The sequence below is a fragment of the Azospirillum sp. A1-3 genome, assembly GCF_023806445.1.
GTDB lineage: Bacteria > Pseudomonadota > Alphaproteobacteria > Azospirillales > Azospirillaceae > Azospirillum.
Window position 1 is genome coordinate 357147 of the sequence record NZ_JAMSLU010000003.1, and the last position, 22161, is coordinate 379307.

At 67.8% G+C, this 22161-nt stretch carries 16 protein-coding genes; 6 read left to right on the forward strand and 10 right to left on the reverse strand.

What is annotated here, in order from left to right; genetic code table 11:
- Positions 1–151 precede the first annotated feature (151 nt).
- Together M5E06_RS19430 and M5E06_RS19435 are read left to right on the forward strand one after the other, a co-directional pair.
- Positions 152–763 carry a hypothetical protein gene (locus M5E06_RS19430; RefSeq protein ID WP_252139608.1) on the forward strand — a complete coding sequence of 204 codons (612 nt, stop codon included), beginning with the start codon at positions 152–154 and terminating at the stop codon, positions 761–763.
- A gap of 45 nt (positions 764–808) precedes the next feature.
- A complete protein-coding gene (locus M5E06_RS19435; protein ID WP_146205356.1) occupies positions 809–1009 on the forward strand; it encodes a putative motility protein in 201 nt (66 codons plus the stop codon).
- A 26-nt stretch (positions 1010–1035) separates the two neighbouring features.
- Here M5E06_RS19435 and M5E06_RS19440 read toward each other — a convergent pair whose 3' ends face one another.
- A complete protein-coding gene (locus M5E06_RS19440) occupies positions 1036–1440 on the reverse strand; it encodes a flagellar basal body rod protein FlgC (protein ID WP_252139609.1) in 405 nt (134 codons plus the stop codon).
- 310 nt (positions 1441–1750) lie between these two features.
- Between M5E06_RS19440 and M5E06_RS19445 the strand changes: the two genes are divergently transcribed.
- Positions 1751–2584: a PP2C family protein-serine/threonine phosphatase gene (locus M5E06_RS19445; RefSeq protein WP_252139610.1), complete on the forward strand. Its 834-nt coding sequence runs from the start codon at positions 1751–1753 to the stop codon at positions 2582–2584.
- Positions 2585–2593: 9 nt separating this feature from the next.
- Here M5E06_RS19445 and M5E06_RS19450 read toward each other — a convergent pair whose 3' ends face one another.
- Positions 2594–4216: a serine/threonine protein kinase gene (locus tag M5E06_RS19450; RefSeq protein WP_252139611.1), complete on the reverse strand. Its 1623-nt coding sequence runs from the start codon at positions 4214–4216 to the stop codon at positions 2594–2596.
- Positions 4217–4429: 213 nt separating this feature from the next.
- Between M5E06_RS19450 and M5E06_RS19455 the strand changes: the two genes are divergently transcribed.
- Together M5E06_RS19455 and M5E06_RS19460 are read left to right on the forward strand one after the other, a co-directional pair.
- Positions 4430–6091 carry an alpha-amylase family glycosyl hydrolase gene (locus M5E06_RS19455; protein ID WP_252139612.1) on the forward strand — a complete coding sequence of 554 codons (1662 nt, stop codon included), beginning with the start codon at positions 4430–4432 and terminating at the stop codon, positions 6089–6091.
- Positions 6092–6243: 152 nt separating this feature from the next.
- Positions 6244–7344 carry a TRAP transporter substrate-binding protein gene (locus M5E06_RS19460; RefSeq protein WP_109156088.1) on the forward strand — a complete coding sequence of 367 codons (1101 nt, stop codon included), beginning with the start codon at positions 6244–6246 and terminating at the stop codon, positions 7342–7344.
- Positions 7345–7417: 73 nt separating this feature from the next.
- Here the strand turns inward: M5E06_RS19460 and M5E06_RS19465 are convergent, their stop codons facing one another.
- From M5E06_RS19465 to M5E06_RS19480, 4 genes are all read right to left on the reverse strand, one after another.
- Positions 7418–9466, reverse strand: coding sequence for a hypothetical protein (locus M5E06_RS19465; RefSeq protein ID WP_252139613.1), 2049 nt, complete (start codon positions 9464–9466; stop codon positions 7418–7420).
- Complete coding sequence (flgK, locus tag M5E06_RS19470; RefSeq protein ID WP_252139614.1) at positions 9463–10872, reverse strand: flagellar hook-associated protein FlgK; 1410 nt, start codon at positions 10870–10872, stop codon at positions 9463–9465. Before flgK ends, M5E06_RS19465 begins: the two co-directional genes overlap by 4 nt.
- Positions 10873–10986: 114 nt before the next feature.
- Positions 10987–13617: a flagellar hook-basal body complex protein gene (locus tag M5E06_RS19475; RefSeq protein ID WP_252139615.1), complete on the reverse strand. Its 2631-nt coding sequence runs from the start codon at positions 13615–13617 to the stop codon at positions 10987–10989.
- Positions 13618–13837: 220 nt separating this feature from the next.
- Positions 13838–15313 (reverse strand): tetratricopeptide repeat-containing glycosyltransferase family protein, encoded by a 1476-nt coding sequence (locus M5E06_RS19480; RefSeq protein WP_252139616.1) that lies wholly within the window; start codon positions 15311–15313, stop codon positions 13838–13840.
- Between the two features lie 82 nt (positions 15314–15395).
- Here M5E06_RS19480 and M5E06_RS19485 point away from each other — a divergent pair, with 82 nt between their 5' ends.
- Positions 15396–15734 (forward strand): DUF1491 family protein, encoded by a 339-nt coding sequence (locus M5E06_RS19485; protein ID WP_109155015.1) that lies wholly within the window; start codon positions 15396–15398, stop codon positions 15732–15734.
- Between the two features lie 8 nt (positions 15735–15742).
- On the opposite strand, the gene M5E06_RS19490 is transcribed toward M5E06_RS19485, so the two are convergent.
- The 4 genes from M5E06_RS19490 to M5E06_RS19505 all read right to left on the reverse strand — a co-directional run bounded on the left by M5E06_RS19490 (position 15743) and on the right by M5E06_RS19505 (position 22100).
- The gene (locus tag M5E06_RS19490; protein ID WP_252139617.1) at positions 15743–16168 is read right to left on the reverse strand and encodes a hypothetical protein; all 426 of its coding nucleotides are present in this window, start codon (positions 16166–16168) and stop codon (positions 15743–15745) included.
- Positions 16169–16184: 16 nt separating this feature from the next.
- Positions 16185–17792, reverse strand: a complete 1608-nt coding sequence (locus M5E06_RS19495; protein WP_252139618.1) for a tyrosinase family protein — start codon at positions 17790–17792, stop codon at positions 16185–16187.
- Between the two features lie 190 nt (positions 17793–17982).
- A complete protein-coding gene (locus tag M5E06_RS19500) occupies positions 17983–20472 on the reverse strand; it encodes an ATP-binding protein (protein WP_252139619.1) in 2490 nt (829 codons plus the stop codon).
- The gene (locus M5E06_RS19505) at positions 20472–22100 is read right to left on the reverse strand and encodes a bifunctional metallophosphatase/5'-nucleotidase (protein ID WP_252139620.1); all 1629 of its coding nucleotides are present in this window, start codon (positions 22098–22100) and stop codon (positions 20472–20474) included. The genes M5E06_RS19500 and M5E06_RS19505 overlap by 1 nt, the downstream gene beginning before the upstream one ends.
- Between the last annotated feature and the right edge of the window lie 61 nt (positions 22101–22161).

Consider the following 22161-nt stretch of genomic DNA (forward strand, 5'->3'; position numbering starts at 1 on the left):
ATTTTCGACATGAGTACGCCCGTATCGCGAAACCACATTTCGCCGAATGGGTTAGATGTGCCAACCCAAATAAGAGTAAAGAAAGCCTTTACGCGTTGCCGGGGTTACGGTAATTTAATGTTTAACTCTCACCAATTCGGATAAGCCGGTCATGAACGTGGCGGCAGCCACATCGACGGTCTCGCGGCCGTTCGCTTTCATGACGCCCCGCGGCAGCGATGCCGTAGAAACAGGGGCCGGCACCCGGACTCCGACCGCATCCGCACCTTCCGATCCCCAGCCGGATGCCGGCGGCGCCGATCCGCTGGTCAATCGCTTCCCGACCATCGCCTTCAGCTTCGACACCGACGCCTCGCGGCTTGTGATGCTGTACCGCGACCCGGCCAACGGGAAAACGGTGTCGCAGATCCCGACCGAAGCGGCGCTGAAGCAGTACAAGGAAGCCCAGCAGAAGGAAAAGAACGCGGAACGCGCGTCGCTTCTGAAGCTGACGGTCGGCGGGGATGGGAACGGGAGTGGGCAGGCAAGCGGGCACGCTGGCAGCCAGTCTGCGGCCTATGGTCGCGGCGGTTCCGGCACTTCGCCGGCCGCCGGCGCCGGAACCTCTGCCGGTACGGGGACTTGGGCCACCGCCGTTTCCGCCCCCGCTGCCGCGCCGGTTGCGCTTCCGGCTTCCGCCACATCGCCGTCCGTGGCACAATCGACCTCGACCACCACCGGTTCCGCCGGCGGGTCTGCCGTGCGGGTGAATGTGGTCATCTGAGGACGCTCTCTTCGCGGGGCGCTATTTCCGGGGGCTAGGATGGGCATGGACGTCACGTCGTCGACCGCAGGCGCGGCGATTGCTCTGAAGCAGGCGCAAAACCAGATGAATTTCGGCGTGAAGGCGCTGAGCCAGAACGCAGATCAGCAGCAGGCGACCGTCGCCGCGCTGGTCCAGCCGGAGGGTGGCTCCGGCGGTGGCAACGTCACGCCGACACGCGGGCAAAATCTGAACATCACTGTCTGAACCTGTCCGCAAGCACCGCCGGCCGTTCAGGCTTTCGAGTCGAGCAGAGACGTCAGCATTTCATCCTGTGTGCGGACGACCGCGATGTTGGCGCCATAGGCGCGGCTGGCGGCCATCTGGTTGACGCGCTCGGTCGCCAGATCGACGTTGGGCGCCGCCACCATTCCGTCGCCGTTCGCCGCACTGTCGTCCGGCGCATATTCCTGCAGATAGGCCGGCGTGATCAGCGTGAAGGTCGCGCGCGTTCCGGGATTGGCATCGGTCTGGGCCACCGCCAGCGGCTGGTAGGGCGCGCGCTTGCCCTCTGCCGCCCCATCAGTCTTGGGAACCGCCCCGGTGGAGCGGACATTGGCGACGTTGGAGGCCGAGGCGTCCAGCCGCCGCGTCTGGGCGGTCAGGCCGCTGAGCGCGATTCCGATGCTGGCGGCCATGGCAGTCAATCCTTCGTCCGCTGGGAATGGGCGAAGTCTACCACATCGATTTTCCAAGGCCAGCCGGGTGATGCCCGCGCGGTTGCGCCGTGCGATCATCGGCAGAGGCAATCGGCGGGCCGGTACAATCGCCGGGTATAATCGCCGCTGTATCTTTCGGGGTGCTTGCGCCATTATCGGACAAACGGTCGCCGCTCCCTTCCCGTATTGCCGGGTCTCCCGGTGCTTCCGGTCCCGATGGAGCCGGCCCGAAAATCCGGTCCCAGCATTCGTGGGGCCAGACAGTCGCGAGACGGGAGCCGCCGCCTGAATGCCGAACTCAGCCTATGTCCTGACCGTCGCCGGCCTGACCGACGTCGGGCGCACCCGCTCCCGCAACGAGGACAGTTTCCAGGCCAGCAGCGACGGTGAATTCGCGGTCGTCTGCGACGGTATGGGCGGCCATGCCGGCGGCGACATCGCCAGCGGCAAGGCGGTCGAGGTGATCTGCGGTCTTCTGCAGGGGCATGCGCAAGTCGAGCCGATCACGCTGGTGGACGGGATCTCCGTGGCGGACCACGACGATGCCGACCGCACCCTGACCGACCCGGCGGGAGCCGAACCGGCGGTGCGCCTGGCCCTGTCGGTCGCACGGTCGGCGGTGCAGCAGGCCAACCGGTCGATCTTCGACCTGAACACGGCTCGCGGCTTCGCGCAGGGCCGCGGCATGGGCACCACCGTGGCCGGCGTCTGGCGGGTTCCCGGCACGGCGCAGATGGTCGTCTTCCACGCCGGGGACAGCCGGGTCTATCGCCTGCGCGACGGCGAGTTGCGCACCCTGACCCGCGACCACAGCCTTTACCAGATCTGGCTCGACAATGGCGGGCGGGGAACCGCGCCGCAGCGGAACATCATCGTCCGGGCGCTCGGCACCGCGGAGGATGTGGAGCCGGAGGTCGGCGTGCATTCGCTGATGCCCGAGGACACCATCATGCTCTGTTCCGATGGGCTGAACGGCATGCTGCCGGATGGGCTCATCGCCCGCATCCTGCGGGAGGAGCCGGACCCGGCCCGCGCCGCCGCCGCTCTGGTCGCCGCGGCCAATGCGGCCGGCGGGCAGGATAACGTCACCGTCGTGGTCGGACGCTTCGCCGCGACGGCGTGATGCCGTTCGTCAGGGGCCGGTGGCGATGAATTGCGCATCCGCCAGCGGGGCAGGGGCGTCGTCCGGTATCGTCGCCAGCGCGTCGGACAGGGCGGCCAGATAGTCGGCCGCCGGCTCCTGCTCCGGCCGTGGGGTTGGGAACAGGGGCATCGCTGTGGCGATGGTCAGCAGCATCTCGGTGCCGAAGGGCGGGCCGATGGTCCAGTACCGGCCGGACTGCGGCTTGCCGTCCGTGGCCTTGTCGCCCCCAGCCTTTTCACCGAGACGGCGCGACGCACCGGCGGCCAGTGCCGCTCCGCTGTCCGACGGGTTGGGCAGCAGGTGGACGACGCTGCCGTCGATGGTGAAGTAATCGACCTGTACCTGCACCGGACGGGCGGGCGCCCGGATCTCCAGAACCAGCAGGTCGCCGGCACTGAGATCCGGCCCCTCCAGCACCTGCGCCGCCAACGGCTCCGCCAGCCCGCGATTGGCATCCAGTGCCGTGGCGACGCTGCCCAGCGGCGCGCAGAACTGCGCATCCGCATTGGCGAGGTCGAAGCCATGGTCCCAGCCGGCTGCAAGTGCCTCGACCGTCTCACGCACCTCCGTCTCCGCCCGCTCCCCCGCCACCGTTCCGGAAACCAGCAGACGGCCGCCGGTCTTCTCCACCGTGACCAGCGCGCAGGGGATGGTGCGCAGCGCCTGTGCGATCTCGGCGACCGGCGGCTGCCTACTCGCCGCCGACGGTGAAGGCGGCGCAGAGGGCGGGGCAGCGGGAGTGGCAGCAGGGGGCGGCGTGAGTGGGGTAACCGCCGCCGATTTCGTGGCCGGACTGTCGGCCACCGTGCGGGGAGGCGATGGCCAATTCAGGATCGTCACGGCAGCCACGACGCCACCCGCCAGAACCACTCCGCCGGCCCACAACGGCCGGCGGGTGGAGCGTACAGGCGCGACGGCCCGAGGGCGGGGCGCTCCAGTCAGGCCGCTCACCGCAATATGCAGGGAAGCCACGTCCGGGAAGCTGCCGCCGTCCCGCAGATCCGCCAGCAGGGTCGCGACTGCCGGCCGGTCCTCATGCCCCGCCAGGATCCGTCCCGTCAGCCGGGCGGCGGCCTCCAGATCGTCCTTGCGGTCTGCCCGAGCCGCGGTCAGCGCCGCCCGGCCGAAACCGCCGACCACTGCCGCCGATCCGCTGTGACGGATGGTGTCGGCGGTCAGCGCACCATGCACGACCCCGGCCCGGTGCGCGGCACTCAGCGCATCCAGCGCGCGGTCGAGCGTCGCGACCGCCTCGTCCCACGGCAACGGGCCGTCGTCCAGCCGTGCGGCGAGCGTCCGGCCTTCCACTGGCAAGGTGGCGACGAAGGCGGTTCCCGCGTGTTCACCGGACGCCAGGACGGCGGGAATCGCCGGGTGGGACAGCCGGGCTGCGGCGGTCGCCATCTGCCGGAACCGCTCCACCCCCGCGGCATCGGCGCACAGGCGGGCCAGCGGCACCGTCCACAGTTCCACCGTCTGACCGTTGGCGTCCAGCGCGCGATGCAGCCGGGCGTCGCCATCCCGCCCGATCAGGTCGAGCAGACGGTAACGGCCAAGCCGCCGCTCCTTCTCCGTCGTCGCAGATTCGGTCGCCGTCCCGCCGCGTCGCATCCCCACTCCTCGAACTGAGCCGCTGGTATAGCCGCAGCGCAGCGCGGCGGCCAAGCCCCAGGACACCCGTCCGCAAGTTTCTGTCCCGATGGCCGATCCCTACGAAAGGCTGGGTCTTGTGACCACGAACGGCTGGTAACCTTTCGTTAGCCACGACAGGCGACTCTGGCACCGCGAACCGCTTATGCGATCTCCGACGCGGAGCCTCCTGCCTTGCCCCACACATCCTCCCAGTCCAAACCGTCGGCCCCCAATGCGTCCTGGCTGAACGGGGCGGCGCTCTACCAGATCTATCCGCTGAGCTTCCGCGACCACGGCGGCGACGGCTGGGGCGACCTAGACGGCGTGATCGAGGGGCTGGATCATGTCGCCTCGCTGGGCGTCGATGGGGTGTGGATCAGCCCCTTCTACCCGTCGCCGCGCACCGACTTCGGCTATGACGTCGCCGACCATCGCGCAGTGGACCCGCGCATGGGCAATCTCACCGTCTTCGACCGGCTGATCGAGCGCGCCCATGGGCTGGGGCTGAAGGTGCTGGTCGATCTGGTCTGCGGCCACACCTCCAACGCCCATCCCTGGTTCGTCGACAGCCGGCGGTCGCGGGACGGCGACAAGTCCGACTGGTATGTCTGGGCCGACGCCAAGCCCGACGGCACCGCGCCCAACAATTGGCTGTCGGTGTTCGGTGGAGCCGCCTGGACCTGGGAGCCGCGACGGCGCCAGTACTATCTGCATCATTTCCTGTCCAGCCAGCCGGCGCTGAACCTGCACCACCCCGCGGTGATGGATGCGCTGTGCGAGACGGCGGAATTCTGGATGGAACGTGGCGTCGACGGCTTCCGCATCGATGCCGTCGATTTCTTTGCCCATGACCCGCAGCTGCGCTCCAACCCCGCCGCTGTCTGGCGCGAGGCCGAACCGCCGCTGAAGCCCTTCGCCCTGCAACAGCATGTCTACGACATGATGCACCCGGCGATCGGCAGCATCCTGTCCCGCCTGCGCGGGACGGTGGAGCGCTATCCCGGCCGCGTCCTGCTGGGCGAGCTGTCGAGCCAGCCCGGCGCCGGCCAGCGCATCGCCGCCTACTGCACGCCGCAGGGGCTGCATGCCGCCTACACCCTGTCGCTGGCGAAACAGCCGTTCAGCGCCAGGGGGTTCGCCCAAGCGCTGAGCGCCGCCGGACGGCCGGAGTCGATCTGCTGGAGCCTGTCCAACCACGATGTGGAGCGCGCCGCCAGCCGCTGGCTGCCCGCCGGTGCCGACCCGCAGTCATTCAACGCCTTGCTGGCGATGCTGGCGGCGGCGCTGCCCGGCACCGTCTGCCTCTATCAAGGGGAGGAGCTGGCGCTGCCCAATGCGGTGCTGGAGCAGCACCAACTGCGCGACCCCTTCGGCATCACCTACTGGCCCGACTTCCAGGGCCGCGACGGCAGCCGCACGCCCATGCCCTGGCGCGCCGCCGAGCCCCACGCCGGCTTCACCAATGCCGAGCCCTGGCTGCCGGTGCCCGACGCCCATCTCGATCTCGCGGTCGACCGGCAGGAGCGGACCGCCGGCAGCCCGCTGGCGGTGTGGCGTGCGGCACTCTCCCTGCGCCGTGACCTGGAGGCGTTGCGCGCCGGCGCCGTCATCGGCGTGGAGGAGCATGGCGACCTGCTGTCCTTCGAACGGGTGTCGGGGGACGACCGCCTGCTCGCCGTCTTCAACATGGCCGACCGGCCGGCCGAGTTCGCTCTGCGCGGTCGCGGCGAACCGGAAGCCCTGCCTGTCCCGCGTGCTCCGGGCGCCCTGCCGCCGGACCTGACCGCCGATGGCCGAACGCTGGTGATGCCGCCGCTGTCGGTCTTCCTGGGACGGCTGCGCACCGCCTCCTGACCCCCCTCGAAAGGCAGGCATGCACATTTATGCGATGCAGGGCTCGGCATCGGATGCTTTGTTACGCTCTCGCCTAAGTCGCTGTAATTCCCTGATTCATCGCGGGTCACGGAAATCGTCAGCAATAGCAATAATCTTGCGGAGTAGCGGGAGTGGAAAGAAGAGCGTTTCTCACCAAGGCCGGCGTCGGTGCCGTTTCGACCGTTGCCGCCTCGACCCTCGCGGCCCCGGCCATCGCACAGACCCAGCCGACCATCCAGTGGCGCCTGGCTTCGAGCTTCCCGAAGAGCACCGACATCCTCGTCGGCACGTCCGAGATGATCGCCAAGCGCGTGTCCGAGGCGACCGACGGCAAGTTCCAGATCCGCGTCCATGCCGCCGGTGAGATCGTCCCCGGCCTGCAGGTGCTGGACGCCGTGCAGAACGGCACCGTCCAGTGCGGCCACACCTGCGGCTACTATTATGTCGGCAAGGATCCGACCTTCGCCTTCGACACCGCCATTCCCTTCGGGCCCAACGCCCGCCAGCAGAATGCCTGGTACCAGTATGGCGGCGGCCAGGAGGTGATGCGCACCTTCTTCGCCAAGCACGGCATCGTCCAGTTCCCGGCGGGCAACACCGGCGCCCAGATGGGCGGCTGGTACCGCAAGGAAATCAAGTCGCTCGCCGACTTCAACGGCCTGAAGATCCGCATCGCCGGCATCACCGGCCAGATCATGGCCAAGCTGGGCGCCGCCCCGACCCAGATCGCCGGCAGCGACATCTACCCGGCGCTGGAAAAGGGCACCATCGACGCGGTCGAGTTCGTCGGTCCCTATGACGACGAAAAGCTGGGCTTCGTCCAGGTCGCCAAATACTACTACTACCCGGGCTGGTGGGAAGGCGGGCCGCAGGTCTCGCTCTACATCAACCAGAAGGAATGGGACGCGCTGCCCAAATCCTATCAGGCGATCCTGACCGCCGCCTGCGCCGAGGCGAACAGCGCGATGACTGCCCGCTACGACGCGGAGAACGCCAAGGCGCTGAAGCGTCTGGTCGCCAAGGGCGCCCTGCTGCGCCCCTATCCGCGCGACCTGATGGAGGCCGCCCACAAGATCGCCTACGAGCTGTACGACGACATCGCGAAGACCAATCCGGACTTCAAGGCCGTCTACGACAGCTGGAAGCCCTTCCTGGACGAGGTGCAGCTGTGGTTCCGCGTCGCGGAGCTGCCCTACGACAACTTCATGCAGTCGGCCGGCCGCGCCAAGTGACGGTGTTCCGGTTCTGACGGGAAACAGGGGGTGGCCGGTCCGGCCACCCCCTTTTCTTTCAGGCCAGCCCCCGTCAGGCCAAATAGTTCAGCAGCGACAGCTTCTGCGTCTGGCCGGCGACGGTATAGGTCGCCTGCTGGACGTTCATCGCGCTGCTCAGCCGGGCCGCGACCTCGGTCTGGTCGATGCCTTCGATCTTGGCGATGCGGTCGGTCAGGGTGGCGATCGAGTCCGTGTGGGCGGTCTTGGTGGTATCCAGCGTGGCGGCGTCGGACGCGACCTTGGCGTGGATCGACCGGATCTGGTCGGTCGCCTGGGTCAGCATCTCGCGCGCCTGGGTGCTGTACTCCGTCCATTTGCCGGGGTTGGCCGCCGCCGTCCGCACCAACTGCATCGCCTTGACCAGGGTCTGGAACGCCTTGTCGTCGGCGCTGACCCCGTAGGTCAGGTTCAGGTTGTCGTCGATGGTCACCTGCGACTTGCGGTACGCCTCGGCATTCTTGCCCTTGGTCAGATATTCGGAATCGTAGAAGGGCAGGTCGGGCGGCTCGGCATAGGGGACGTCGATCAGGCTGTCCTGCTCCGGCGGCAGGGTGCCGACCGAGATGGTGTTCTCCAGCGACCCGTTCGTCACCTTGGCGCTGGTCGAGAACAGCGAGCTGCGGCCGGGATGTTTGGGATCGGCGTTGGCCGTGCTGGTCAGCGCGATGCCGGGGCCATTGCCGACCGCGTCGATGGTGACCGGCGGGGCCGGGTTCAGGTTGGCGAAATTCTGGCGCAGCTTGTCGGCCACCTGGCTGACGTTGGAGACGCCGGCGGCATAGTCGGTGTCGCTGACCGTGTAGCGCACGGTGTAGGTCTGGTAGGGCGGCAGGTCGCGCGGCTCGGTGGGATTCTTCGTGTAGTAGTTCTGGTTGTACGGATCGTCGGGATCGCCGACCGCCACCGTGAACTCGAAGGTATCGCCGATGTCCACCGCCGCACCGTTCAGGGTGAAGCTGTCGATCTGCGGCAGCGCGGTCGTCGGCGCCTGGGTGGTGGTTGGCGCGGTGACGCTGTTCTCGACCGTGGCGGAATTGATGACGCGGGCCGACAGGTCGAACTTCTGCCCCGGATCCTGACCGACCAGCGTGATGATGCCGTTGGAGGTCGACACCGTCATCGGCAGCGACGGGCTGGCGGCGTTGATCTGGGTGGTCAGGGTCTGGGCGACGAAGGTCAGCGTCTTCGGATCGGTCGCCTGGATCTGATAGCCGAAGGTCTTGCCGGAGACCGTCACCTCGAAATAATCGTCGGCGTTCACCACGGCGCCGTTCAGCGTGATCTTGCTGGTCTGCTTCGTCGCCATCAGGTCGGTGACCGGTTCCGTCCCGAACCGCGAGCCGGAGAACAGGTAGCGGTCGCCGAAGCGCTGGTTCATCAGCGCCTGGATGTCGCGCATGGCGCCTTCGGCGCGGTCCTTCACCTGATCGGCTTGCGGGAAGGTGACGGAGAAGCTGCTGCTCGCCGACGCCTTCAGCGTGTCGAAGCTGAGGTTCAGGATCGCGCCCTCGCCGGGGCCGCCGGAAATGTTGAAGTTGTAGCCCTTGCCGTCGTTGGGCGGGGTGGTGCCCAGGTTGATGGCGCGGGTGGTCTTGCCGCCCAGCCCATCGGTCACCGTCACGTCGAAGGTCCCGTTGCCGCCCTGCTGCGACGGAACCGCGGTGACGGTGTATTTGGCGCCGACCGTCAGCTTCGACTTGGTGGCGTCGACCGACATCTTCATCCCGTCGGGATTGGTGTCGATCGGCGTGGCGACGCTGGCTGGACCCGGTTCGAACGGCATCGTGGTGCTGGAGGTCCAGCTCGACACGATCGATTCCAGCGAGGTCAGCACCTTGTCGGTCGCCTGCACGCGCGGCGCCGCCATGTTGATGCTCTGGACGTAATTGTCCTTCTTCGCCATCTCCGACCGGAGGTCCAGAAGCTTCTGCACCTCCGGGCCGTAGGCGTTGAGATCGACCGACTTCTTGCCCGTGGTCAGCTGTTCGGACAGCCGGTTGATGTCGTTCTGGCCTCCGGACAGGTTCCGGACAAGGCTCAGATATTTCGAGTAGCTGCTGACTCCCGTTATCGAGCTCATCGGACCACCGCCTCCAGCGCGTCAAACATTGCATTGGCCACTTGCATGACCCGTGCCGACGCCTGGTAGGAGGTCTGGAGCTGTTGCAGTTGGGCGATTTCCTCGTCGATGTTCACGCCCGTCTGCGACTGGTAGCGCTCGCTGAGGAGCTGCATGGAGGCCTTGTTGGAATCGGCGGCGGTGTTGGCCGTCTTGGCCGCGGCCATCCAGGTTCCGGTGATGGCGCTGCCGATGGCGCTGTAGGTGGTGTCCTTCATCTGCAGCCCGTCGGCGTTGAAGCTGCGGCCGGCGGCATTGACCGCCTGGACCATGCCGTCGATGGCGGACTGCTTGATTTTGCTGGTGTTGTCCAGGAGCTTGGGGTTGATCGCGATGGTGAAGCGGTCGGTGCCGGTGAAGAACTGGTTGGCCTGTTCGCCGTCGGCGGCCGGGCTGGCATTGTCGTAGGCGTCGGCGAAGCTGGTGGGCTCGCCCGGCTTGGTCGGGCCGGTGAAGGCCTTGGCGAACTCGTCCAGTTGCGAGCGCAGCTTGCGGATGACCTCGCTCGTCGGGTCGCCGCTGGCCGGCGTCGGCGGCTCGGTGGTCGAGCCGTCCTTGCGCATCTGGATCAGCGAACCCAGCTTGCCGGTGGTCAGGTGATTGTTGATCGAGGTGACATGATTGCCGACCTGTAGGTTGATGTTGCCGCCGTCATAGGAAAGATTTGCCGGCTGGGCGTCGACCAGCGCCAGCCCCGATGGGGTGAAGATCGCCAGCCGGCCATCCGGCCGCTCCACGGTGCGGATGCCCATGTAGGTGCTCAGCTCGCGCACCAGTCCGTCGCGCTTGTCGGCGACGGCGTTGGCGGCGGATCCCTGGCCCTGCAGCGACACCATGTCGTTGTTGATCGAGTTGATCTGCTTCAGCAGGTCGTTGACGGTGTCGACCGACTTGGTGATGTCGGTCGACATGTCGCGGTCGAGCTGCTCCACGCCTTCCGACACGCGGCGGATCTCGCGCGAGAAGCTTTCGGCAGTCTGGACCAGCTGGTACTGCGCCGTCTCGTCTTCCGGCGAGGTGGACAGCGTCTTGATCGCGGCCTGGAACTTGTCGGCATAGTCGTTCAGCAGCGGCGTCCCGTTGGTGGTCCGCATCAGGTCGCCCAGCTGCTGCATGTAGGTCGAGGTCACCTGCGATCCGCCGTCGCGCGAGGTCAGATCCATCACCTGCGCCATCAGCGCCTTGTCGACTTCCCGGCGATAGGTCGTGCTGATGACCTGACCGCTGGCGTCCACCGACTGTTGGGCGGTGTGGCGGGTGCGGTTCGGGTCGTTGGCCTGCGCGATGTTGTCCGAAACCAGCTTGACGTTGGTCTGGACCGTGCGCAGCCCGGCCGTGGCACTGTTCAAGGCTGCGAAGAGGGACATGGCAGGAGACCTTTCACGGATCGGGATGGTCGGGGCGGTGCCGGGATGGCCGCCGCCCCCCATTCATTCGATCAGGGAACTGGCGATCAGGTAATCAGAAGGTCAGGGCCGCGCTTAGCGCTTCAGCCCCAGCACTTCCTGAAGCATTTCGTCGGACGTGGTGACGATCTTCGCGTTGGCGGAATAGCTCCGCTGGGTGACGATCATCTTGGTGAATTCGTCGGCGATATCGACGTTGGAGCTTTCCACGCTGTTCGCCACCACCGCACCGGCGCCGTTCGTCTCCGGATCGTTGAAGTTCGGCTTGCCGGCTTCTTCGCTCTCGATGAAGACGCCGCCGGATTCCCGCTGCAGGGCGTTGGGGTTGTTGAAGGTGATGATCGGCACCTTCGCAACCATCTTCGACCGTCCGTTGTCGTAGTTGACCATGACCGTGCCGTTGTCGCCGAACACCACGTCCTTGAACTGACCGCGTGGCGCGCCATTCTGGACCAGTTGCGTGACGTTGATTTCCTCGCCGGCATATTGGGTCAGGCCGCCCGGCTTCTGGTACTTGCCGAGGTTCAGTGAGATCTGCTGCGGGCCGAAGCCATAATCGACCGTGAAGGTGACGTTGGCGTCGGAACCGGCCGACTGGTTGGCGGCGCTGACCGCCGTGCCGGTGCCGACCAGGGCGGTGGAGATGTTGGTCAGCGTGCCGACCGTCTCCGGCGTCTTGCCGAAGGTCAGGCCGATATGGGCCGGCGTCTGGCCGGCGACCGCGCTCTGGTCCAGGGTGAACTGATAGGCGGTCGCATCGTTCACGAGACCGGTGGCCGTCGCATCGCTGGTCACGGCCAGCACGTTGCCAGTCACGGTCGCTGTGCCGCCCGCGCCGTTGATCTGCGTGGCGAAATAGTTCAGCACCGCGTTCGGCGTGCTGTAGGTGTTGATGTTGGCGTTGTCCAGGGTCAGCGAGTAGGTTACGCCGCCGGCCGTCACTTTGTAGGTGTCACCGACGTCCACCTTCGATCCGCCCAGCGTGATGGAGCCGGTGCCGGTCATCGTATTGGCGTTGGCCGGCGTGGCCGCGGTCTTGGCGGTGACGGTGATGACGCCGCCCTGCGCGGTGGCGGTCACCGGCAGCGAGGTGTTGGAGTTGATCTTGTTCGCCAGCGCCGCGGTGATGTCCTCCATCGTCATCTCTTCGCCGGTGGTGCTGTAGGTCACCGCCGTGCCGTTGACGCTGAGGGTGTATTGCGTGCCGATGTCGCCCGGCGTGCCGGTCAGCGTCACCGTGCGGCTCTGGCGCACGCCGGCCACGCTGGCGACGGACGGCAGCGAGCTCATCGTGTTCACCGACGCGCTGGAATTGGTCACGCTGGCGCTGGAGGTGACGTTGGTGTTCACCGCATTGGCCTGGATCGACAGGATGTTGCCGGCCGACGAGGCGGTGACGGTGGAGCCCAGCGCCTGGTTGATCTTGCCGGCCAGCTGGGACACGACGTCGCTCACCGTCGAATAGCTCTGATAGGTCGCGGCGGTCACCGTGTAGCTGATCGGCGTGCCGTTCACGTTGATGGTGAAGGAGTCGCCGACCTCGACCTGCGTCTGCGGGAACTGGAACTTGTCGATTTCACCGGCGCTTGCCGTCGCCGCCGTCGAGGTCTGGCTGACGATGGTGTTGGCGGTGTTGGTGCCGGACACCACGTCGGTGTTCAGCTTGAACGGCGTGCCGGGGTTGCGCGCGGTGACGCGGATCGTCTGGCCCGACGAGGTGGCGAGCACCGACGCCGCCGGCGAGGCGGAGTTGATCTGGTTGGCCAGCGCGCCGGCCAGACCCGAATAGGTCCGGATCGACCCGATGTTGTCGGCCGTGATCTTCAGGCTGTAGTTGGTACCGTCGACCTTGACCGAATAGGTGTCGCCGATGCGCAGGTTGTCCTGCCCGTTGGTGTTGTTGCCGGCAAGGGTGATGACGTTGACCTGCGCGACCGCGGTCTGGCCGGGGATGTTCTGGCCGAAGGTCACGGTGGCGGGATTGCCGGTGAAGGTGCCGTCGACCGGCTTGGTGTTGGAACCCGGCGCGTCCAGGACCATGCGCCAGCTGCTGTCCGCCTGCTGCCGCCACTTGAAATTGACGGTGCGCGGGTTGCCCTGGCTGTCGAAGATCTGGATGCTGCTGTCGGGAATCTTCTCACCCGGCTTCGGCGTCGCCGGCAGGTTGGCGGCCAGGTCGATCGTGTTGGTCGCCACCGGCTTGTCGATCAGCGAGTTGACCTGGATCGGCGCCACCTGATCCTTGTGAAGGACGCCGGTCACCGGATCGACCAGCCAGCCGTTCAGGGCATAGCCGGAGCTGTTGACCAGATAGCGGCTCTTATCCAGTTCGAAGTCGCCGGCGCGGGTGTAGAAGGCGGCCGAGGAGTTGACCGTGCCCGTCTGCGTCTGCACCAGCGTGCTCGACCCCTGGGTCGCCACCTTGGTGACGCTGAAGAAGCCCTGGCCCTGGATGGCGATGTTGGTCGGGCTCTGCACCTGGGTCAGGCTGCCCTGGATGTTGTTCATGAAGACCGGTTGCGCCGTGACCCCGCCCGGCTCGTGCAGGCGCTGGCTGGACTGCAGGACCATCGTCTCGAAGGCCGAATCGACGCGCTTGTAGCCGATGGTCGAGCTGTTGGCGATGTTGTCCGAGATATGTCCGAGCGCCTTCGACTGGGCATTCAGGCCGAGAACGGCGGTTGTCATCGAACCGAAGATGCTCATGGCCGGGGTCTCCGAAAGAAAGGGCAAAGGTCTTCTGCGCCCTATCTAGCAAACGGAGTGCCAACTGCCATGCCGACGCCAACCCATTGTAATAGGCCGATTTTTTACGAGCGCGTCACGGCGGGGCCGGAATTTCCCGGCAGGTAGGAAAGTTTCGCCTAGTGCCGGCAGGCCGGGCGGGCAGAAAGCTCCCGCCGAAGTTGCCTGCCATACCCCATCCTTATCCCGTGACCATCCGCGCGGCGCGGGCGGCCTGCGCCTTCAGCACGGCGGCGGCGGTGCCGAGCGTGGTGGTCCAGTCACCGGGGCGCGGCTGGCGGAACAGCCGCAGCGACGGGTACCAGGGGCTGTCGGCACGGTCGAGCATCCAGCGCCAGTCCGGCACATGGGGAAGCATCAGCCAGCACGGCACGCCCATCGCCCCGGCCAGATGGGCGACGGCGGTGTCGACCGTCACCAGCAGGTCTAGGTTGGCGAGGATGGCGGCGGTATCGGCGAAATCGCGCACCCGCTCCATCGCGTTCGGGATCGCCACGCCGGGCAAGCGGTTCAGGTCAGCCGCCGCATCGCCGGTCTGCAGGCTGACCAACCGCACCCCGGGCACCGACAGCAGCGGTGCCAAGGCCGCCGACGGGATCGAGCGGTTGCGGTCGTTGCGGTGCTGCGGGTTGCCGGCCCAGACCAGCCCGACCCGCAGGCCGGCCCCATCCCCGTCCACCCCGGCCAGCCGGCCGCGCCAGCGCTCGACGTCGCCGGGATCGGGGGCGAGATAGGGCACGCCGCCGGGGATGGTTCCCAGTTCGGTGCCGAAGGCCCGCGGCAGGCTCATCAGCGGACAGTGGATGTCGTGCGGCGGCGGGTCCTCTCCGCGCACCAGCACCTGGACCGACGATCCCAGGGAGTGATTGAACAGACGGTAGAGCAGCAGATGCGTTTCCAGGACCACCCGGCCGCCGCCCTGCGCCGCGATCCGCGCCACCAGCGGGGCATAGCGCACGAACTGGATGGCGTCGCCGTATCCCTGGTCCATGTGCAGCAGGATGGTGGCGCCGCCCGGCGGCTGGCCGGCCCAGGGCGGGCTGGCGAAGCGGTGCCAACGATGCTCGAATCCGTCCCAACCCGCGCGCAGGTCGCCGCGGACCAGCCGCCCCACCGCGCGCGCCAGATGGGCGTCGCCGTTGGCGGGATTGCGCGCCAGCACGGCGTCGAAGCAGGCCTCCGCCTCGTCGAAGCGGCGCTGGTCGCGCAGGACGGTTCCGAGATTCAGCAGGGTCGCCGCATGTCCGGGCCGCAGCCGGGCCGCGCGGTCCAGCCAGCGCCGCGCCTCGGGGTAGCGCGCCAGCGCGTGCAGCGAGGCGCCCAACGCCTCCAGCGCGTCGCCATCAGCCGGGTCGAGCGCCAGGGCGCGCCGCAGCACCGGTTCCGCCCGCTCCGGCATCTCCGCCGCCCGCAGCGCCGCACCCAGATGGCCCCAGGGGGCCGCCGCCGTCGGGCGGATCCGAACGGCACGGCCGATCCACCGCACCGCCGCCGCCGCGTCGCCCGTCTGCGCCCGCAGCACGCCCGACAGGTGCAGCGCGTCCGGCTGCGCCGGTTCCGCCGTCAGGATGTGGCGATAGGCGTTGGCCGCCGCTTGGGCATGGCCGGCCATGTGGTGGTTGACGGCGGCGTTCAGAGCGTCCAGGAGTGTTGCCATACCTTCTTCTCTACACCGGCCGGCCGGGCAGGGCGAGAATCGAAAATCACCAAGAGCCCACGATCAGGAGCCTGTCACGGCAATGGACGACCGCCTTCCGACGCATCTCTGGGTTTCCGCCCATATCCGCGCAGCCGACGCCCAGGGCGTGGCGATGACGGTGGTCCGCAAGGGCGATCCCAGCCGCGGCACGGTGATCCTGAAGATCAACCGGCTCGACCGCACCTTCTCCGTGCTGGTCCAGACCCGCGAGGCGGATGGCGAGCGGCTGTTCTGGGCGCGCGGCACCGGCGCCGATCCGGTGCCGGAGGCCGATGCCGACGCCTACATCGCCCGCCAGCTCCGCTACGACCCCGACGTCTGGGTGGTCGAGGTGGAGGACCGCCAAGGCCGCCACTGGTTCGACGGGCCGGTGCGCTGACCGGGCGGTTACGGCTGTGATCGGGGCGGCGGGCCGATGATGGACAGCCGAATCTCCTTGACCTCATCCGCCGTCGGCGGACGGGACCGGCCGTCATGGGTGGTGATGCGCAGGCGGAGCGCGAGGCGTCCGTCCCGCCAAATCCCGGCCGGCACCGGAATGGTCACGGTCCCGGCACCCTGACCACGCTGGGGACCGAAGGGAGCGGCGGCGCCGATGGGCACGCCATCCGACGTGGCGACCTCCACCGTCTGCCCGTGGGCGAGCGGGCCGAGGGTGACCGCAAGGATGGCGGCCTCGCCCTGCCGCGGCGGATGCGGCAGGGCGAGGATCATCTCCCCATTTGTGTCCGGCGTCCCGGACCGGGTCGCCGGCTCCGCGCCCGCGGGCTGGCCCGTCAGGACCAGCAGCGCGAGCAGGGCGGCAACCGGCAAGCCGCCTCGCCAACCCTTACAGGGCTTGAAGCGAGACCGCCTTGACGGCGGCGGTGGTGGTGGAGCCATTGGTCGGGACAAGGCGAACCTCCAGCGTTGCGGATGCCGCCGGCGCCGCCGCGTTGGCTGTCGGGCTCTGCGCCAGCGCGGCGGTGTGGGCGGCCTGGGGCAGCGGCAGCGTGAAGGTGGCGTCGTCCGCCATGCCGTGCATGGCCGGGCCGAAGAAGCCGATGGTGCCGCCGTAATAGGGGCTGTCCGCCGCCACCTTCGTCACGCCGGCCGGCGCGTTGATCAGCAGGTCGAAATTCCGCGAGGCGCCGGTACCGGCAGGGCGGCTCACCTTGACCGCCATCACCACCGGGCTGGACGGTGCCGCCGACAGCTGGACCGATCCCACGCCCTTCGCCACCGTACCCTTGACCGGAGCCTTGACCTGAGCCGACGGATTGGCTGCCGCCACCTGCGCCGATTCCGCGTCGCCGAAGCCGTGCCGGTACTCGTACTGGAACCGTTCGGTGCTGAGATAGTCACCGGCGCGACCGTCGAGGACATAGCTGCCGTCGGCGCGGACGAAGAACAGGAAGGGTTCGCGGGACAGCTGCGACAGCTCCTCCTTGTCGGTCGGCAGGATCGGTAGGCTCAGGCGCTGCTGCTTGCGCGTCCAGACGTCCCACAGCCGGTCCATGTTCGCATGGTGCAGGAAGAAGACGGGGTCGACCGGCGACAGGAAGTTGGTCATGTTGCCGTAGGGACCCGGATCCCACGGGCCGACGCCGCCGATGCAGTTGTGAACGAGGTTGTGCGGCTGGCCTTCCAGAACGGAGAACTGGGTGTTCCCGCCCGGCATGACGTTGTGCGACGCCGTCTTGGAACTGGTGAAGCTGCGCGTCACGTCGGCGTTGTAGTAATCCACCGGCAGCAGGCCGGTCAGCACCGTTTGGGGCGAGCAGGCCTTGGCCGTCTTGTCGTCCAGCTTCGGGTTCTCACGGCTCAGGTAGCGCGCACGGTCGGTCGCGGCGAAGGCCTCGTTGCCCGGATCGCACTTGCCGTGGCTGCAGCCGGTGACGTCGTCCCACAGCTTGTCGAAGCTGCTGTAGCCGCGGATGTCCAGCTGCTTGCGCTGGGCCGCATTCAGCGTGTCCCAATACTTCTTCATCGCCGGCTTGATATAGGCGGTGAAGGTCTTCAGGTCCTTGGTATAGGGCTGGAAGGCCTCGCTGACCGGGGTCAGGGCGCCGTCGAACATCTCGTTCGGGATCTGCGGCAGAACCGTCCAGTCCCAATAGGGGAAGGCGAAATTTGGATTGTCGCTGTATTTGCGCACCGTCTCCTCGAAATAGCCGAGATAGCCGCGGTGCCAGACATAGAACCACCAATTGCCGTGCGGGCAGTCCATGAAATGGACGAAGGCGTTGCGGAACCAGTTGTGCGGATGGTCGGGCGGCAGGTTCACCATCCGCTGGACGGCCGTGGCGTAGCTGCGCAGCATCGCCTTGCCTTCGTCGCTGGTCGCGCTGTAGCGGATATATTTCGCCGTCGCCGCCCGCGCCGGGCCGAAGGGCAGCATGGAGGCACCCGCCACGGCGGCGGTAGATGACAGAAAATCGCGTCTGCTGAAATTCATTTCGCTCAAGCTCCCTCATAGCGATAAAAACACTGGAAGCCTGTATAGGAAACTGACTGTTTGCACGTGGAATCAACCGCCGCTGCCACGCCGAAGGGCAACGGGCGAACGTCAGCATATCCAGATATGTCTGATCCATGCACAGGCATGCCGCCGGCCGGGGAAACGGGCGGGCGAACGCGGCAGCGATCTATGCCGCCGCCGTGACTCGGGGGAAACGCAGGGTGAAGCGGGTGCCTTCGCCGGGGCGGCTCTCCACCCCGATGGTGCCGTGCAGGCGGCCGGTCACCAGATTGTAGACGATATGCAACCCCAGCCCGCTGCCACCCGACCCGCGCCGCGTGGTGAAGAAGGGGTCGAACACCTTGGGCAGGACCTCCGGCGCGATGCCGGCGCCGTCGTCGCCGATCGACAGTTCCACCATGTCGCCGTCCATCACACGGGCGGCGATGGCGATGCGGCCGGGCTGCTCCGGATTCAGCGCATGGACCAGCGCGTTCATGATCAGGTTGGTCAGGATCTGCGACAGCGCCCCCGGATATCCGTCCAGTTCCAGATCCGCCGGGCAATCGATGTCGATGGTCAGCGCCGCCCGCGCCTTGTAGGTCGGATGCAGGCTGCGCAGCAGCTCGTCGATGTAATCCCGCAGCAGGAAGGCGCGGCGCTCGTCGCTGGACTGGTCGACGGCGACCATCTTGAAGCTCTGCACCAGATTGGCCGCACGGGTGCTGTTGGACAGAATCAGGTTGGCCATCTCCATCCCGTCGCTGAGAAAGCGCTGGAAGTCCGACTTCTTCAGCGCATTCGCCGTATGACGGTCCGACAGTTCGCCGATCAGCGCCTGCAACTGCGACGCGCCTGTGATGGTGATGCCGATGGGGGTGTTCACCTCGTGCGCCACGCCGGCGACCAGCTGGCCGAGCGAGGCCATCTTCTCCGCCTGGATCAGGCTGGCCTGCGTCGCCTTCAGTTCGCCGAGCGCCCGTTCGGCGGCGTCGCGCGACTGGCGCAGGGCGTTTTCCGCCTCGACCTCCCGCGTCACGTCGACCACCACCGCCTGGATCGCCGGGCCGTCCCTCCAGTCAACCCGGCGGCCGGTCAGCTCCACCCACAGTTCGGCGCCGTCGGGCCGGCAGGCGCGGATCCGGCGGCGCGGCGTGGACTGCCCGCCCTCCAGCAGCTGGTCGTAATTGTCGATCATCGACTGCCGCGCCTCCACCGCCACGACGGACAGCAGCGACGGCAGGGCCATCACCTCCGCCACCGTCAGCCCGAGCATGGCGGCGAAGCTGTCGTTGGCGTAGAGCGCGTGGAAATCGCGATGGATGATGATGCCCTGGATCGAGCCCTCGACCAGATCGCGGAATCGCCGCTCGTTGTCGGCCAGCGCCTGCTGGCGCCGGTCGATCTCGTCGATGAAATAGCGGATGGAGGCGCCGATGTCGGTGATCTCGTCGTCGCCGTCCACCGGGACCGGGGCCGGGACCGGAACCATCCCGGCCGCTCCGCCGCCGGCCTGCCGGTTTCCCGACAGCCGGGCCAGCACCGCCCGGTTCATCGCCACCAGCCGCGACGACAGGAAGCGGCGGAAGATGAAATAGACGCCGACCGCCAGCAGGATCGACGCGCCGGCCAGCATCATGACCGTGCGGGTGCGTTCGTCGATCAGCTCGGCCAGCGCACCGGTGCGCTCGGCCGACTGGTCGCGGATGGAGTCGTAGAGCGCGCGGGTGGACCGTTCGACCGTCTCCACCAGCACCTGGGCCTGCCCGGTCAGCGCCTGGGCGCGGTTGCGCGCCTGCAAGCGGTCGATGGCGCTCTCGAACAGCCCGCCCGGCGCCACCAGCAGGGAGAACAGCTCCTCCTGCACGGTGGACATCATCTGGCCGGTCGGGTCCGGGGCACCGCCGGACAGGCGGGCCAGTTCGGCCAGCGTCCGTTCGGCCGACCGCGCCTCCCCCTTCAGCCGGCTGAGATGGTCGAGCTGCGTCGCTCCCGCCGCCCGCGCCATCAGCGCGCCGATGCGCGCGGCCCAGGCGCCGGTGTCGGGCATGCTTTCGATCGCCGCCGCCAACCGGCTCAGCGCGCGGGCCGCTTCGGCCTGACGGTCGCCATACTCGATCTGGCGGGTGACCTCGGCGTTCAGGTCGGCGACGGTGGCGGCCAGGATCAGCAGGGTGGAGCGGGTCTGCTCCAGCAGGCGGACGTTGCCGTCGCGCTCCTTCCCGTCCCCGTTGTTCTCCTTTATCAGGCCGCGCATGCGGGCGACCAGAAGCTGCATCGAATCCAGCTCCGTCACCAGCCCGTCATAGATGGACCGGCGCTGCGGCGTCGAATTCGCGGCGGCGAGCTGCGGCAGTTGCGCCACCAGCTTCTGCAACGATCCGTGCAGTTCGGCGCTGGTGATGACCTCCGGCAGGGTGTCGGTCGACAGGGCCGTGACTTCCGCCCGGAACAGGCGGAAGGACGACATCGACACGCCGCCGATCAGCATCACCAGCAGCGCCATCACCGACAGCCCCAGCGTGATGCGCACCGCGATGCCGAAACGCCGCGTCCGGTTCGGCGGCGGCGTCTGCGGACCTGGCGTCGTGTCCGTCGCCGGCGCAGGCAGCGTGGCGACCCGCGGCGTGCTCCGCGCGATGGTGGAAGACAGGCTGGAGGAAAACTGGCCGTCCATTACCGCCTCACCGTCATGCGGCCGTCCAGCCGGGGAACGAACTCGCCGCTGCGGGCGATGTGGTCGATCATCTGGGTGGAGATGAACTCGCTGTTGCGGTCTTCGACCAGCCTCGGCACGCCCGCCAGCACGCCGTACCCGTCGCCGCCCCCCGCCACGAAGCTGCTGGTCGCCAGACGGTAACGGGTGGACCGGCCGACCGGCTTGCCGCCGACCGACAGGCTGCGCAGCCGCTGGCCGGGCGGGCGGGTCAGGTCGATTTCCGCACGGGCGTTGGACAGGTGGGGAAAGCGGCCCTGCAACTGCTCCACCGCCGAAACGCCGCTTTCCACCGCTTCCCAAAGCTGCTGCCCGGTGACGTCCAGCACGACGCCGACATCGTGAAAGGGAAGGATTGTGTAAATGTCGCGCCGGATCAGCAGGGTGCCGGCCGGATATTGACGGTCGCCGCGGATGCCGCCGCCGTTGATCAGCGCCACGTCGGCGTCCAGCGTCTCGCGCAGCGTGTCGACCACCGCATTGGCGAAGGCGTTCTCGCCCGTCCGCAACGACTCCTTGCGGGTGTCGAGCGGAGCGGTGAGACGTCCCACCTCCATCCGCAGCATGGTGTCGAGCCGCGCCGCATAAGCCTTGGCCTGGATCAGCGTGGCGGGATCGGGCGGCACCGTCGCACTGTCGATCAGGCGGGGCGCCGGGGTCCAGCTCACTTGCGGCTTGCCGTCCGGCCCGGTCCTGCGTTCCACCGTCAAATCCAAAGCCAGCACCCAGGCCGCCTGTGGCCCGACGGTGGCGGACAGGAAACGCCCGTCGTAATCGACGGCGAAGGGGCGGTTGCGGTCCTGGTACAGCACGATGTCGGCGGGGCGGGCGGCCAGCACGCTGCGGTGGGTGTCGCCGGCATAGCCGGTCATCGCCACCACCAGATCGACGCCGTCGGCCCTCAATGCTGCGGCCTTCGCCGTCAGCGCCGGAACCGGGTCGCGGAACTCCGTCCGTTGGGCGCGGGTGGTCTCCCGCGTCAGCACCGGCGTCGCCGCCATCACGCCGATGCGCAAGGGGCCGGCGCTCAGCACCACCGCGTCCTCCAGCCCGTCCGGCGTGCGACCGGTGGCGCGGTCCACCGTGTTGGTGGTGACGATGGGAAAGCCGGCCTCGAAGGCGCGGGCGCTCAGCCGGTCGTCGCCATGGTGGAATTCGCGGTTCAGCGCGGCCATCGCGTCGATGGTCATGCCGTTCAGCAGGTCGATGATGTGCGCGCCCTGGTCGTAGAAGGCGAGCACCGACGGCGCCAGCGTCTGGCCGCCATGCAGGACCAGCAGGTTGGGATGGGCGGCCCGTTCCTGGCGGATCGTTCCGGCCAGCCGGGCCATGCCGCCGCGCCCGGCGGTCTCGTCCAGATCGGTGGTGCCCTGGGTGTAGAGGATCGTCAGTTGGACCGGTCCGGCATCCGCCGCGGCCTTTCCATCCCGGGCCACGACTGCGGCGTCAGGCTGCTGCGCCTGCGCCGGCAGGCTCGCCGCAGGCAGGCCAAGACCGAGCGCCAGCGAAGCGGCCAGGGACGACAGTGTTCTGCCGAACCGGGTCCGCATCCCGCCGGCAGCGCCGTTGAATATACCGATAGTGTCCATAGCCCGGCGTCACCTCTGCCCCTGCGCCGGATTATGCTCATTTCCACGTCACTGTTGAAGC

Excerpts from the sequence above, each read along its gene's own strand:
- M5E06_RS19430 (WP_252139608.1), top strand. The coding sequence starts at position 152 with ATGAACGTGGCGGCAGCCACATCGACGGTCTCGCGGCCGTTCGCTTTC.
- M5E06_RS19435 (WP_146205356.1), top strand. The coding sequence starts at position 809 with ATGGACGTCACGTCGTCGACCGCAGGCGCGGCGATTGCTCTGAAGCAG.
- M5E06_RS19440 (WP_252139609.1), bottom strand. The coding sequence starts at position 1,440 with ATGGCCGCCAGCATCGGAATCGCGCTCAGCGGCCTGACCGCCCAGACG.
- M5E06_RS19445 (WP_252139610.1), top strand. The coding sequence starts at position 1,751 with ATGCCGAACTCAGCCTATGTCCTGACCGTCGCCGGCCTGACCGACGTC.
- M5E06_RS19450 (WP_252139611.1), bottom strand. The coding sequence starts at position 4,216 with ATGCGACGCGGCGGGACGGCGACCGAATCTGCGACGACGGAGAAGGAG.
- M5E06_RS19465 (WP_252139613.1), bottom strand. The coding sequence starts at position 9,466 with ATGAGCTCGATAACGGGAGTCAGCAGCTACTCGAAATATCTGAGCCTT.
- flgK (WP_252139614.1), bottom strand. The coding sequence starts at position 10,872 with ATGTCCCTCTTCGCAGCCTTGAACAGTGCCACGGCCGGGCTGCGCACG.
- M5E06_RS19475 (WP_252139615.1), bottom strand. The coding sequence starts at position 13,617 with ATGAGCATCTTCGGTTCGATGACAACCGCCGTTCTCGGCCTGAATGCC.
- M5E06_RS19480 (WP_252139616.1), bottom strand. The coding sequence starts at position 15,313 with ATGGCAACACTCCTGGACGCTCTGAACGCCGCCGTCAACCACCACATG.
- M5E06_RS19485 (WP_109155015.1), top strand. The coding sequence starts at position 15,396 with ATGGACGACCGCCTTCCGACGCATCTCTGGGTTTCCGCCCATATCCGC.
- M5E06_RS19495 (WP_252139618.1), bottom strand. The coding sequence starts at position 17,792 with ATGAATTTCAGCAGACGCGATTTTCTGTCATCTACCGCCGCCGTGGCG.
- M5E06_RS19500 (WP_252139619.1), bottom strand. The coding sequence starts at position 20,472 with ATGGACGGCCAGTTTTCCTCCAGCCTGTCTTCCACCATCGCGCGGAGC.
- M5E06_RS19505 (WP_252139620.1), bottom strand. The coding sequence starts at position 22,100 with ATGGACACTATCGGTATATTCAACGGCGCTGCCGGCGGGATGCGGACC.